Here is a 12,522-nt window from a genome sequence, read left to right on the forward strand (position 1 = left end):
TGCACGTGCATGCAGCAGCCTCACATGGTACTACTCGGCAGAGATCGGTACCCTGTTCGCATGGGAGACATCTTTGACGTCATCGCCGATCCGACCCGGCGCGAACTGCTTCACGTGCTCGCGGAGAAGCGGCTCGAGCGGCAGGAGAGCGGTGGCGAAGTGAGTGTCGGTGGACTCGTCGATGTCCTGGGGCTCAGCCAGCCCACGGTCTCCAAGCACCTCAAAGTGCTCCGCGACAGCGGGCTCGTGACCGTCCGCGAGGAGGGCCAGCACCGGTTCTACCGCCTCGAGACCTCGCCGCTGGAGACTGTGGAGGACTGGCTCATCCCCTTCCTGGGCGAGGATGCGACGGTCGGCGATGACGGCGGATCGACCGCGTTCGCCGCGTGGGCGGGCTCTTCCCTGCCGAAACCGTTCCGGAAGATGGTGGAGACGATCGACCATCCGACGGATGCCGGCAATGCCGTGGGGCGCACCGTCGCCGAGGCATCCCACCAGGTTCGAAGCGTCTTCGAGGGGGCGACGCACGCGATCGAGGGCGCTTCGGCGAAGGTCGAGAAGAAGGTCATCGATCCGCTTCGCGAGAAGCTCACGCGGCGAGGAGACGGCAACCGCTGATCGATCGGGGTACAGGACATGGACAAGTTGTCACACTGGCCCCTAAGGTATCGATTGAGCACTCTGTTAACACCCGGAGAGTGCGCCGAGCCAGGGGGATCCATCCGATGTCTCACGACCTGTCCGAGGTGAGGTTTCTCACCGTCGCGGAAGTGGCCGACATGATGCGCGTGTCGAAGATGACCGTGTACCGTCTCGTGCACTCCGGCGACCTCCCCGCCATCCGATTCGGCCGGTCGTTCCGGGTTCCGGAGTCCGCCGTGCAGGCCGCCATCGACACGCACATCTCCGACAGCGGTACCGCCGTCGGCTGATCCCGTCGCAACGGACCCGCATCGCAACGGATTCCGATCCGCTAGACTTGCCCGAGGCATTTTTCCGTGGTTCGCAGCGAGCCCGGTCGTCACGGTTCTTCACCACGGGACCACAATCAATGAGGTGTGTATGGGTTCAGTCATCAAGAAGCGTCGGAAGCGCATGGCGAAGAAGAAGCATCGCAAGCTCCTTCGCAAGACGCGCCACCAGCGCCGCAACAAGAAGTAGCCGCTCCACCCCGTGACCACCGTCCAGCTCACCATCATCGGGAAGCCAGAGTGCCACCTGTGCGATGTCGCCGCCGACGTCATCGGGGAGGTCGTCGCCGAACTGGGGACTGAGGCGCGCGTGGAGGTCGAGAAGCTCTCCATCCTCGAGGATGGGAGCCTCTACGAGAAGTACTGGGAGCAGATCCCGGTCATCCTCGTCAACGGTGTGGAGCACTCCCACTGGCGGGTAGATCCTGCCGGCCTTCGCGCAGCGATCCTGGAGGGGTGAGCATGCTCCGGCACATCGTGCTCATGCGGCTTGATGCCGAGACCGACGAGGTTCGCCTGGTGCGTTCCGCGCAACTCGCCGCCGCGCTCGCGGCCCTGCCGGACCGGATCCCGGAGATCAGGTCGCTCACCGTCAACGAGAATGTGCTGAACCGACAGGGCAACTGGGACCTCGCGCTCACCGTCGACGTCGACGACGAGGCCGACCTCCAGGTCTACCGGGAACATCCTGAGCACCGGAGAGTGCTCGCCCTCATCGAGGAGATCGTCGCCGACCGGTCCGCTGTCGACGTGATTGTTTAGGATGTTGTGAACCGCCATCGTGGGCGGGACGAAGGAGCGGGACCATGAAGATCCAGATCGTCAAGGGCAAGTCCACCAGCCAGCCGTACTTCTGGCGCATCGTCGCGAGCAACGGCCAGACGCTCGCGGTCAGCGAGAACTACGTCGCGAAGGCGTCCGCGAAGAGTGCCGCAGAGTCCGTCATCAAGAACGCGGGCGGCGCCAAGATCGAGGATCTCACCTAGACGGTCGTTCCCGTCGCTGCCCTCCCGGTGGAGTGCAGTGGCGCGGGCAGGATGCCCGCGTGCGGACGGCAGGAGGGGGTGCAGTATGAGCATCGGCATCCTCATCGCCGACGACGCACGTCGGCCGGGTACTCGCGAAGCTCGAGCTGCGCGATCGCGTGCAGGCCGTGAACTACGCATACGAGCACGGCATCGCGGAGCCCGCCCCCGCCCAGGACCAGGGTGTCGACACGAGTCCTGGTGCGACCACGCGAGTGAGGTGCCACGGCGAACCGCTCCCTGGCCTCTCGCCTCGGGAGTCGTTACGGCAGCAGCCGCGTCGGCCCGCGGAACAGGTAGGTGGCCTCGCGCAGGTTCGGCAGGCCGAGCAGGAGCATGAGCACCCGTGAGAGACCCATGCCGAACCCGCCGTGGGGCGGAACACCGTAACGGAAGAAGTCCAGGTAGAACGCCAGCTCTTCCGGGTCGAGACCCTTGTCGCGCGCCTGCGCCTCAAGCACCTCGATGCGGTGTTCGCGCTGCGCTCCGGTCGAGATCTCCACGCCGTTGAAGATGAGGTCGTAGCTCTTCGTGATGCCCGCATCCGCCTCGTGGCGCATGTGATAGAACGGCCGGATGCTCGAGGCGTAGTCGGTGAGGAACACGAACTCGTGCCCGAACTGCTCCTTCACGTATGCCGCGATCTGGCGTTCGCCCTCCGGGTCCATGTCGTCGTCGTGGCGGGGGACCTCGTAACCGCGCTCGGCGACGATGCGCTTCGCCTCGGCGAGCGGGATGCGCGGGAACGGTGTCGTCGGCACGGTCACTTCGATCCCGAAGGCGGCCTCGATCTCGGCGCCGTGCTTCTCCCTGACCGCGGTGAACCCGGCGACCATGAGCTCCTCGTGCAGGCGCATGACATCCTCGTGGCTGTCGATCCAGCTGAGCTCGGAGTCGACGCTCACGAACTCTGTGGCGTGCCGGCTCGTGAAGCTCGGGTCGGCGCGGAAGGCGGGGCCGATCTCGAACACGCGGCCGAACCCGGCCGGCTGCGCCATCTGCTTGAAGAACTGAGGACTCTGCGCGAGATACGCCTTGCCGTCGAAGTACTTCACCTCGAAGAGCTCCGCCTTCGACTCGCTCGCACTGGCCATGAGCTTCGGAGTGTGGATCTCGATGAAGTCGTGCTCGACCCAGTAGGTGCGCCAGGCGTGCTCGAGCGTCGTCTGGATGCGGAAGATCAGGTTGTTGCGCGGCACGCGCAGGTCGAGGAAGCGCCAGTCCATGCGCTTATCGACCCCGGTGTCTTCGGCGATGGGGGACTCGAGCGCCTCGGAGACGACCTCGATCTCGCCGATGAGCACCTCGATACCGCCGAGCTTGACCCGTTCGTCGTGCTTGAGGTCGCCGGTCACCGTGATGAAGCTGCCAGTGCCCAGCGCGGAGATCGTGTCGGCGATGGGGTCGGCGTCTTCCGCGCGGGGGTGCACGAGCTGCAGTGCGCCGGACTCGTCGCGCAGCACGACGAACTGCACCTTCTTCTGGTCTCGCACCGTGTCCACCCAGCCGGAGACCGTCACCGGCCCGTCGCTCGAGGCGGCAAGGTTCTTGATGAGGGTGCGTTCGGTCACCACAGAAGTTTACCGGGCTGGACTTACCTAGGATGGATGGGTGCCCGCATCGCTCGTCCACCTGGTCCGCCACGGGGAGGTTCACAACCCCGACGGCGTGCTCTACGGACGGTTGCCGGGCTATCCTCTCTCCGAGCTGGGCGAACGGATGGCGGCAGCGGCAGCGGCATCCGTCAAAGCAGACGGCCGACCCGTCACGAAGCTCGTGGCGTCGCCCCTGCAGCGTGCGCAGGAGTCCGCCCGTCCGTTCTCGGAACTGTTCGGCCTGCCGATCGAGACCGACGACCGTCTCATCGAGCCCACCAACCGATTCGTGGGCCGCACGTTCGAGTTCGGTCCGCAGGTGATCCTCCGCCCGCAGTCCTGGCAGTGGGTCGTGAACCCGTTCCGGCCGAGCTGGGGGGAGGCGTACCGTTCGATCGCGGATCGGATGCTCGCCGCCATCGAGGACGCCTGGTCGTCCACCGCATCGGGCGACGTCGTCCTCGTGAGTCACCAGTTGCCGATCTGGACGATCACGCGGGAGCTCGCGGGCGAGAAGCTCTGGCACGACCCGCGCAAGCGGCGCTGCAGCCTGTCGAGCATCACGACCCTCGAACGGCGCGAGGGGAAATTCGTCGAGGTCGACTACCGCGACCCCGCGCGGGAACTGCTCGACAAGGCAGTGGATACGGGGGCGGTCTGATGCGTCGCGCCATGATGGTCGGCTCTCTCGGTATCGCCGCCGTGCTTCTTCTCTCCGGGTGCTCCGCGCCGGATCAGCTCGCCATCGACTACGGCTCCGGTGGCAACAAGAACTACGTCGCGGGGGACGGCAGCATTCTGGAGATCCCGCCGGCGAACCGCAAGGATCCCATCGTGTTCAAAGGCGTCACTGACGCGGGTTCCGACGTGTCGAGCGGCGACTACCTCGGGAATGCCCTCGTCGTGAACTTCTGGGCCGGATACTGCGCTCCCTGCCGAGCGGAGGCGCCAGAGCTCGAGAAGCTGTCGGTGAAGTGGGCGGATCGCGGCGCGGCGTTCCTCGGTGTCAACACCTACGACGAGCCTGCGCAGTCGCAGGCGTTCGCCCGCAAGTACGGGGTCAGCTACCCCTCGGTCATCGATGTGCACTCCGGGACGGTTCAGCTGGCGTTCGCGGGAACAGTGGCACCGAGCGCGCTGCCGACGACGATCGTCCTCGACAGTTCCGGGAGGGTCGCCGCGCGCATCCTCGGCCAGATCGAGTCGGCGTCGATTCTCGACGCGATCATCAAGAGAGTCGTCGAGGGCGACGCGAAGTGACGAACCCGGTCGGCGAACTCGTTCTGAGCGGCAGTCTCATGGTGGCGATTCCGATCGCACTCCTCGCCGGGCTCATCTCCTTCGCGTCACCGTGCGTGCTTCCGCTCGTGCCCGGCTACCTGGGCTTCGTCGGAGGATTCGCCGGCGGGGACGGTGAAGGCGCGACCGCGCGTCGGAACCGGAACCGACTGCTTCTGGGCGTCGCCCTGTTCGTGCTCGGGTTCAGCGTCGTGTTCGTGACGTTCGGCCTCGTTTTCGGGGTCGCCGGACTGCTGCTCAAACAGTGGATGGACGTCATCACCCGGATCGCCGGCGTCGTCATCATCGTCATGGGGCTCGTCTTCATCGGGCAGTTCACCGTGCTGCAGCGCACTCTCAAACCGCGGTGGCGGATCGCGACGGGGCTCGCAGGCGCACCATTCCTCGGTCTCGTCTTCGGACTCGGTTGGGCCCCGTGCATCGGCCCGACCCTCACCGCGGTGCTCGCCCTGAGCCTGGATGGCGGCTCACCCGCCCGCGGAGCGCTTCTCGGCGCCGCCTATTGCCTCGGCCTCGGCATCCCGTTCCTGCTCGTCGCGCTCGGATTCGGCTGGGTAAGCGGCTCCGTGAACTGGTTGAGACGCAACATCCGGGTCGTCAACATCGTCGGCGGCGCCGTGCTCGTTCTCATCGGCATCCTCATGGTCAGCGGGCTCTGGCAGGCCATGATCTCCGCGTTCGGGGCGGTGATCGGCGCTTTTGTCACGCCCCTTTGACCACGTCGAGGGGTCAGGCCCCCCCGAACGGCCCGGCCCCGGCATCAACCAACCCGCGCTCGGAGTCACCGGATATCTGCGCTTCTTCTGGCGTCAGCTCACGAGCATGCGCACGGCCATCCTCCTGCTCCTGCTTCTGGCCGTCGCGGCCGTTCCGGGGTCGATGTGGCCGCAGCGCAGCTCGGACCCGAACGGCGTCATCCAGTTCTTCGACAAGAACCCGACGCTCGCGCCCGTGCTCGACCGGCTGCAGTTGTTCGACGTGTACACCTCGGTGTGGTTCTCGGCGATCTACATCCTGCTGTTCATCTCCCTCATCGGCTGCGTGCTCCCGCGCACGCTGCACCACCTGAAGGCGTTGCGGGCGAAGCCTCCGCGCACACCGGCCAGGCTCGAGCGGCTCGCGGCGTTCGCGTCGAAGGAACTCGATGCGGGCGACACGGTTGCGGATGCGGCCGGCGCCATCCAGGCGGCCCGCGCGCAGCTGCGATCGGGCGGTTACCGCGTCGCCCTCTACGAGAGCGGGAAGAACCTGTCCGTCTCGGCGGAGCGCGGCTACCTGAGGGAGACCGGGAACCTGGTGTTCCACACCGCGCTCATCGGCATCCTCTTCGCCGTCGGACTCGGCGGAGGATTCGGCTATACCGGCCAGAAGATCATCATCGAGGGCCAGTCGTTCGTCAACATCAAGGGCGCATACGACTCGTTCACACCGGGGCGATTCTTCACCGACGCCGCGTTGCAGCCGTACCGCCTCACGCTCGACGACTTCTCGGTCAAGTACGAGGAACAGAGCATCCAGGCCTATGGGCAGCCCATCGACTACACCGCGAAGGTGACGACCTGGCTTCCGGGACAGAAGGGCATCGACTCGACGATCAAGGTCAACGAGCCTCTCGCGCTCGGCGGCTCCGAACTGTACCTCCTCGGCAACGGTTACGCGCCGACCATCACGGTGCGCGACGGCAAGGGGAACATCGCGTACACCGCATCCGTTCCCTTCCTCCCGCAGGATGCCAACCTCACCTCGACCGGCGTCGTGCGGGTTCCGGATGCCCTCCCGGAGCAGCTCGCCTTCCGCGGGTTCTTCTACCCCACTGCCGGTGAACTCTCGACGGGGGCGCTCACCTCGATCCACCCCGACCTGCGGAACCCGGTTCTCACCCTGTTCGCGTACAAGGGCGACCTGGGACTCGACAACGGCATCCCGCAGAACGTGTACGCGCTGGATCCGACCGATCTGACCCAGATCGCGGGAGGCGACAGCGGTACGCCCGCGCTCGAACTGCGACCGGGGCAGACCGTCGAACTGCCGGACGACCTCGGATCGGTGACGTTCGACTCGGCTTCCCCGCCGACCGCGGCAGCCGACGACTGGTCCCAGAGCGTCCCTCGCTACATCTCGCTCGACGTCCACCGAGACCCGGCGCAACTGTGGGTCCTCCTGTTCGCGTGTCTCGCAACGGCGGGTCTCCTGACATCCTTGTTCGTCCCGCGGCGACGGGTCTGGGTCAAGGCGATCGAAGGCGAAGACGGTTCTCTCCGACTCGAATACGCCGGACTCGCCCGTGGTGAAGACCCCGGTCTCGACGCTGCGGTCGCGGCGATTGCCGAGCGTCACACCGAAGGTCTGAAGGCTTAGGCTGGAAGCCGTGACCGAAACCTTCGACTCGTTCGCACTCGTCGCGATCTACTCCGCGATGGGCGTGTACCTCATCGCCTTCGTCTTCTTCACTCTCGACCTCGCGAAACGGTCCGCCGACGCTCATGCCCATGCCGCCGCTCCAGTGTCGGTGGGCCAGAACGCAGCCGCGGCGAGCCGCGGCACGATCGCCACCCTCGAACGCGAAGCACCGGCTTCCTCCGCTGCGCCCCCACGCCGGATCGAGCGCGCGGCACTCGCGCTGACCGCTCTGGCCTGGGTCCTCCATGTGGCCGGTGCCGTGCTGCGCGGACTGGCGGATGGACACGTGCCGTGGTCCAACATGTTCGAGTTCTCCCTCGTCTCCTCCGCGATCGCCGTGGGGGTGTTCCTGTTCCTGCAGTTCTGGCAGGACCTGAGGTTCCTCGGCACCTACATCTCCGGTTTCGCGCTCATCGTGCTCGGGGTGGGCACCGTGAACTTCTACGTGCCGGTCACCCCGCTGCCGCCGGCGCTCCAGTCGTACTGGCTCATCATCCACGTCTTCGTCGCCACGCTCGGCACCGCGTTCTTCGCCGTCGGCGCAGGGCTCTCCATCGTGCAGTTGCTTCAGGCTCGCCGCGAAGCGGACAGGGTCAGTCGCCTGAGGTTCCTCGGCACGATGCCGAAGGCGGAGAAGCTCGAGAACCTCGCCTACCGGGTGATCGTCGTCGGGTTCGTGTTCTGGACCTTCACCCTCATCGCCGGGTCGATCTGGGCGTTCCACGCCTGGGGTCGCTACTGGGGCTGGGACACGAAGGAAGTCTGGACGTTCATCATCTGGGTGCTGTTCGCCGGCTACATCCACGCGCGCGCCACGCGCGGATGGCGGGGCAGCAGGTCTGCGTGGCTCGCCATCGTCGGATTCGGAGCCGTCGCGTTCAACTACACGATAGTGAACCTGTTCTTCAAGGGACTCCACGTCTATTCCGGCCTCTGACCGGCGCAGGCCGTCGGCCCTGCGAAGGTTCTTCTCGTGGCGCTGGTGGAGAGGCTGGCGGGGATGGCTGATATTCGTCGTGGTCGCATCGATCGTCAGCACGTTCGGCATCGTCGCCCTCGCGAAGATCTTCTCCGACCCTGCGGAGCCGTGGAGCCGATATCCGGGTGTGCCGCAGTTCTCCACTGACCAGATTCTGAAGAACGAGACCGTCGAGGAGCTGGAACCCCGCGTCGACGCGGCGATGGAGGATGTTCGCGCGGCCATCACGAAGGAGTTCGGTTTCACCTGGAGCGCGAAGGGGCAGGATGTCGTCGCCTACGAGTCGAACCGTTTCCACGGCACTTCGCTGCTGAACACCTACGACAGCGTGACCTGGCAGACGAGCAGGACACTGCGAACGGATGCCGACAAGCGTCGTGCGGTGAGCATTGTCGCCGCGATCATGGAGCGCCACGGGTTCGGAACGCCTGCACTGCTGAACGTCACCGGCCCGGACGGACTCCAGGACTTCGGCGGATTCACCCTCGAGGACCAGGGTAGGTGGGTGCTCGGCGGGCACCCGCCCGAGGTCAGCAGGGGCAGCCTGCAGTTCACGATCCTCGACCTGACGAAGGACCACACCGGTTCGCTCGCAGCCGCGTCGAGGGATGCGGTCGCGTCTCTCGGCTGGGAGCCCGAGTACCTCTCGATCGCCTATCACGGCGACTTCATGCTCAAGCAGGCCGACCGGGCGGAGTTCGAGCGGCGCGCGGAGATCTATCGCGGCCACATCCTGCCGGTGCCCGGCCGCAACAGGGACTAGCCGAGAAGCCTCCAGCAGCGCTCGAGCCTCGCACGCCACCAGTCGCGGCGGTCGTCGTCGGCAGAGTATCGGTCGAGGAGTTCGGGGTCCACCTGTACGCGCCGAACATCGATCGACCCGGCGACGGGACGCAACGGTGCGGCAGTGACATCCGCCGCGAGCAGCGCCGCCGTTCCGAGCCCGCAATCGAAGTCGAGGTCGGGGATGGCTGCCGCGAGCTGCGCACCCATGGCGAGACCGACGGAGGTGTCCAGTGCGCTCGACACCACGACCGGCAGCCCTGCCTCCGCGGCCATGCGGAGGGCGGCGTGCACCCCTCCGAGCGGCTGGGCCTTGATCACGAGAATGTCCGCGGCGCCCGCCCGCGCGACGGCGAGGGGATCGCTTGCCTTGCGCACGCTCTCGTCCGCGGCGATCGGGACCCCGAGGTCGGCGATCCTCGAGCGGAGCTCTCCGAGTTCCCGGATGCTCGCACACGGCTGCTCGACGTACTCGAGGTCGATCTCGGCGAGGGCCCGTATCGCGCGCTCGGCCTCATCGACGTTCCACAACCCGTTGGCGTCGACCCGGATGCGACCGACGGCACCGATGGCATCCCGTGCGGCCGCCACGCGGGCGATGTCGTCGGAGAGGGTCTGGCCGCGTTCGGCGACCTTCACCTTGACCGTGCGGCAGCCGGGGAAACCGGCCAGGACATCCGGCACCTCTGCCACGCTCACAGCGGGGAGCGTCGCATTGACCCGGATCGAGGAGCGGAGGGCGGCCGGCGGTTCTGACCATCCGAAGTCGATGGATGCCGCGAGCCAGGCCGAGGCCTCCGCATCCCCGTACTCGACGAACGGTGAGAACTCGGTCCAGCCCTGAGGCCCCTCGAGGAGAAGCGCTTCGCGCATATCGATGCCCCTGAACCGGCGGGCGAGAGGCAGGGTGACGACCCTGGCGGTCTGCAGCAGCTCGTCGAGGGTCGGATGCACGTGACCAGTCTGCCCGCACTCGCGTGCAATATCCTGAGGATGCGCGTGTCGCCCCGTCGCGCGCGGCGGACAGGAGGTGGCCAGGTGCTGGACGAGTTCCCTGGGTCGACCGGCGACGTCGCCGTCACACCGGAGAGACGTCCGCTGCCGATCGCCTCGACGGCGTTCGGGCTCGCCATTGTCGTCCTCGTCTTCGAAGGAGTCGCCATCTACCTCGCGAGCAGCGGGTCGGCTGGTGCGGCTACGACGCTCGGCCAGATCCTCGTCGTCGTGACGGCGATTCCGCTCGCCCTGGGGCTCATCGCCGCCATTCGCGGCCCGCATCGAGAGTGGGGGATCGCCGCCATGATCGTCTCCGTCATCGCCAACCCGCTCATCCTGCTCGGAGTGCTCTCGTTCTTCGGGTCGCTGTGATGGGCGGCGTATCGGAGCTCTTCGATCCCGAGCGGTGGGTCGACGTCGACGGATTCGGCGACCTCTCCGACATCACTTATCACCACGATCGTGCGGGGCGGGTCGCGAGGGTCGCCTTCAACCGCCCGGAGGTGCGCAACGCTTTTCGGCCGGGAACCGTGGATGAGCTCTACCACGCACTGGACGACGCGAGGCAGAATCCGCGCGTCGGCGTCGTCCTGCTCACGGGCAACGGGCCGAGTGCCAGGGACGGCGGCTGGGCATTCTGTTCCGGCGGCGACCAGAGGGTGCGCGGGCGCGGTGGGTACGAGTATCAGGATTCCGCCGCACCGGGCCGCCTCCACATCCTCGAGGTGCAGCGCCTCATCCGGTTCATGCCGAAGGTCGTCATCGCGGTCGTTCCCGGCTGGGCGGCAGGAGGGGGCCACTCGCTCCACGTCGTGTGCGACCTCACGATCGCGAGCGCGGAGCATGCCCGCTTCAAGCAGACGGATGCCGATGTCGGCTCGTTCGATGCGGGTTACGGCAGTGCATACTTCGCCCGCCAGGTGGGGCAGAAGTTCGCGCGCGAGGTTTTCTTCCTCGCGCGGGAGTATTCGGCGCAGCGCGCACTCGAGACCGGTGCCGTGAACGCCGTCGTGCCGCACGCCGAACTCGAGTCGACGGCGTATGAGTGGGCGCAGGAGATCCTGACCAAGTCGCCGACCTCCATCCGGATGCTGAAGTTCGCCTTCAACGCGGTCGACGACGGGCTCGTCGGCCAGCAGGTCTTCGCCGGGGAGGCGACGAGGCTCGCCTATGGGACGGATGAGGCGGTGGAGGGTCGCGACGCGTTCCTCGAGAAGCGGCCGCCGGACTGGTCCGCGTTCCCCTGGCAGTTCTGATGCGGCAGGGCTCGGTGCGCGCGAACCGCGCCACATTCGTGGTCACGCGCGCGGCGACTCCCCCACCGCCACCGTGGGCGAAGGCCTGATGATGTCCAGGACGCTCACCGTCGTGGAGGACGACCCCCAGCTGGTGTTCTCCGCCCTTCAGCGTGCGCTCGCCGGCGGCCCGGCCATCCTGCCGCTGCCGGAGGGGACGAGGCATGCGACCCCGCCCGGCGACGTGGACGACCGCATCGCCCTCGTCGTGCAGTCGAGCGGTTCCACGGGGACGCCCAAGCGCGTGGCACTCAGCGCCGGTGCGGTACTCGAGAACGCCCGAGCCTCCGAGAAGGCCCTGGGAGGCGCCGGCCAGTGGCTCCTGTGCCTGCCGACGCACTACATCGCCGGGATCAACGTCCTGGCCAGGTCGATCGTCGCCGGAACCGACCCGGTCGTCGCCCGCGGCGCGCACGGTGAGCCGCACTCGTTCGTCGAGGCGGCGTCCCGGATGGAGGATCCCGTGCGCTACACGTCGCTCGTGCCCGCCCAGCTCGCGGCGCTCCTCGGCATGGAGTCCGCGCTGGAGCCCCTGCGCAGCTTCAGCCGCATCCTCGTCGGCGGTCAGTCGACGCCTGTCGGGTTGCTGGCTCAGGCGCTCGAGCTCGGACTCAACGTCACCCGCAGCTACGGCTCGAGCGAGACGAGCGGCGGATGCGTCTACGACGGCGTTCCGATCGGGCGGACTGCCGTGCGCATCGTCGACGGCGAGGTCGTGCTCGGCGGGCCCATGCTCGCGGAGGGCTACCTGCTGGACGACGAGCGCACGGCGCGAGACTTCTTCACCGACGACACCGGCCGCTGGTACCGCACTTCGGACTCCGGGACACTCATCGACGGCGTGCTGCACGTGACCGGCCGGATCGACGACATCATCATCTCGGGCGGGGTGAAGGTCTCGCTCGCGGCAGTCGAAGGCGTCGTGGCATCTCTCGACGGTTTCGCGGATGCGGTCGTCGTCGGCCGTCCGGATGACCGCTGGGGCGAGGTTCCGGTCATCGTCACCGCGGGGTCCGGTTCACTGGCTGCTGCGCGGTCCGCCGTCGCGAGCGCGCTGGGCAGGGAGGCGCGGCCGGCGGGCATCCTCGTCGTCGATTCGATTCCACTCCTGCCGAGCGGCAAGCCCGACCGGATGGCGCTCGCGCGCCGGGCGGCGGCCGAGCCTCAGTAAGATCGTGT

Annotated in this window: 17 protein-coding genes and 1 pseudogene; 16 read left to right on the forward strand and 2 right to left on the reverse strand. The window is 67.2% G+C overall.

From position 1 onward, the window contains the following. The first annotated feature begins 60 nt into the window (after positions 1–60). From BKA04_RS08150 to BKA04_RS12035, 7 genes and pseudogenes are all read left to right on the forward strand, one after another. A complete protein-coding gene (locus BKA04_RS08150) occupies positions 61–618 on the forward strand; it encodes an ArsR/SmtB family transcription factor (protein ID WP_104095974.1) in 558 nt (185 codons plus the stop codon). Positions 619–725: 107 nt separating this feature from the next. Further along, positions 726–932: a helix-turn-helix domain-containing protein gene (locus tag BKA04_RS08155; protein ID WP_104095975.1), complete on the forward strand. Its 207-nt coding sequence runs from the start codon at positions 726–728 to the stop codon at positions 930–932. Positions 933–1,062: 130 nt separating this feature from the next. Further along, positions 1,063–1,161 carry a 30S ribosomal protein bS22 gene (locus BKA04_RS08160; RefSeq protein WP_003792170.1) on the forward strand — a complete coding sequence of 33 codons (99 nt, stop codon included), beginning with the start codon at positions 1,063–1,065 and terminating at the stop codon, positions 1,159–1,161. 12 nt (positions 1,162–1,173) lie between these two features. Beyond that, the gene (locus BKA04_RS08165; protein ID WP_104095976.1) at positions 1,174–1,431 is read left to right on the forward strand and encodes a glutaredoxin family protein; all 258 of its coding nucleotides are present in this window, start codon (positions 1,174–1,176) and stop codon (positions 1,429–1,431) included. Between the two features lie 2 nt (positions 1,432–1,433). Next, entirely contained in the window at positions 1,434–1,733 is a 300-nt protein-coding gene (locus tag BKA04_RS08170) for a Dabb family protein (protein ID WP_104095977.1), read from the forward strand. Positions 1,734–1,777: 44 nt separating this feature from the next. Further along, entirely contained in the window at positions 1,778–1,957 is a 180-nt protein-coding gene (locus tag BKA04_RS08175; protein ID WP_104095978.1) for a YegP family protein, read from the forward strand. Between the two features lie 110 nt (positions 1,958–2,067). Further along, a pseudogene (locus BKA04_RS12035) lies at positions 2,068–2,160 on the forward strand (DNA-binding response regulator); the annotation flags it as partial. Positions 2,161–2,259: 99 nt separating this feature from the next. Here BKA04_RS12035 and aspS read toward each other — a convergent pair. After that, positions 2,260–3,567 (reverse strand): aspartate--tRNA(Asn) ligase, encoded by a 1,308-nt coding sequence (aspS, locus tag BKA04_RS08180; RefSeq protein WP_104096696.1) that lies wholly within the window; start codon positions 3,565–3,567, stop codon positions 2,260–2,262. A gap of 40 nt (positions 3,568–3,607) precedes the next feature. On the opposite strand from aspS, the gene BKA04_RS08185 reads away from it, so the two are divergent. The 6 genes from BKA04_RS08185 to BKA04_RS08210 all read left to right on the forward strand — a co-directional run bounded on the left by BKA04_RS08185 (position 3,608) and on the right by BKA04_RS08210 (position 9,032). Beyond that, a complete protein-coding gene (locus tag BKA04_RS08185; RefSeq protein WP_104095979.1) occupies positions 3,608–4,252 on the forward strand; it encodes a histidine phosphatase family protein in 645 nt (214 codons plus the stop codon). A gap of 11 nt (positions 4,253–4,263) precedes the next feature. Continuing rightward, positions 4,264–4,851 carry a TlpA family protein disulfide reductase gene (locus BKA04_RS08190; protein ID WP_232842005.1) on the forward strand — a complete coding sequence of 196 codons (588 nt, stop codon included), beginning with the start codon at positions 4,264–4,266 and terminating at the stop codon, positions 4,849–4,851. A 38-nt stretch (positions 4,852–4,889) separates the two neighbouring features. Then, entirely contained in the window at positions 4,890–5,606 is a 717-nt protein-coding gene (locus BKA04_RS08195; protein ID WP_104096697.1) for a cytochrome c biogenesis CcdA family protein, read from the forward strand. 106 nt (positions 5,607–5,712) lie between these two features. Continuing rightward, positions 5,713–7,248, forward strand: coding sequence for a cytochrome c biogenesis protein ResB (gene resB, locus BKA04_RS08200; protein WP_232842184.1), 1,536 nt, complete (start codon positions 5,713–5,715; stop codon positions 7,246–7,248). Positions 7,249–7,258: 10 nt separating this feature from the next. Then, complete coding sequence (gene ccsB, locus BKA04_RS08205) at positions 7,259–8,227, forward strand: c-type cytochrome biogenesis protein CcsB (protein WP_232842006.1); 969 nt, start codon at positions 7,259–7,261, stop codon at positions 8,225–8,227. Positions 8,228–8,306: 79 nt separating this feature from the next. After that, a complete protein-coding gene (locus BKA04_RS08210; protein WP_104095982.1) occupies positions 8,307–9,032 on the forward strand; it encodes a hypothetical protein in 726 nt (241 codons plus the stop codon). On the opposite strand, the gene BKA04_RS08215 is transcribed toward BKA04_RS08210, so the two are convergent. Continuing rightward, on the reverse strand, positions 9,029–10,006 hold the full coding sequence (locus BKA04_RS08215; protein WP_104095983.1) for an o-succinylbenzoate synthase: 978 nt from the start codon (positions 10,004–10,006) through the stop codon (positions 9,029–9,031). The genes BKA04_RS08210 and BKA04_RS08215 overlap by 4 nt on opposite strands. Positions 10,007–10,090: 84 nt before the next feature. Here BKA04_RS08215 and BKA04_RS12040 point away from each other — a divergent pair, with 84 nt between their 5' ends. From BKA04_RS12040 to BKA04_RS08230, 3 genes are all read left to right on the forward strand, one after another. Continuing rightward, positions 10,091–10,420: a hypothetical protein gene (locus BKA04_RS12040; RefSeq protein ID WP_104095984.1), complete on the forward strand. Its 330-nt coding sequence runs from the start codon at positions 10,091–10,093 to the stop codon at positions 10,418–10,420. Continuing rightward, entirely contained in the window at positions 10,420–11,304 is an 885-nt protein-coding gene (locus tag BKA04_RS08225; protein ID WP_167309704.1) for a 1,4-dihydroxy-2-naphthoyl-CoA synthase, read from the forward strand. Before BKA04_RS12040 ends, BKA04_RS08225 begins: the two co-directional genes overlap by 1 nt. 73 nt (positions 11,305–11,377) lie before the next feature. After that, positions 11,378–12,514, forward strand: a complete 1,137-nt coding sequence (locus BKA04_RS08230; protein WP_333473436.1) for an AMP-binding protein — start codon at positions 11,378–11,380, stop codon at positions 12,512–12,514. Positions 12,515–12,522 lie beyond the last annotated feature (8 nt).

It is taken from the genome of Terrimesophilobacter mesophilus (assembly GCF_014200375.1).
In the GTDB taxonomy this organism is placed as follows: domain Bacteria; phylum Actinomycetota; class Actinomycetes; order Actinomycetales; family Microbacteriaceae; genus Terrimesophilobacter; species Terrimesophilobacter mesophilus.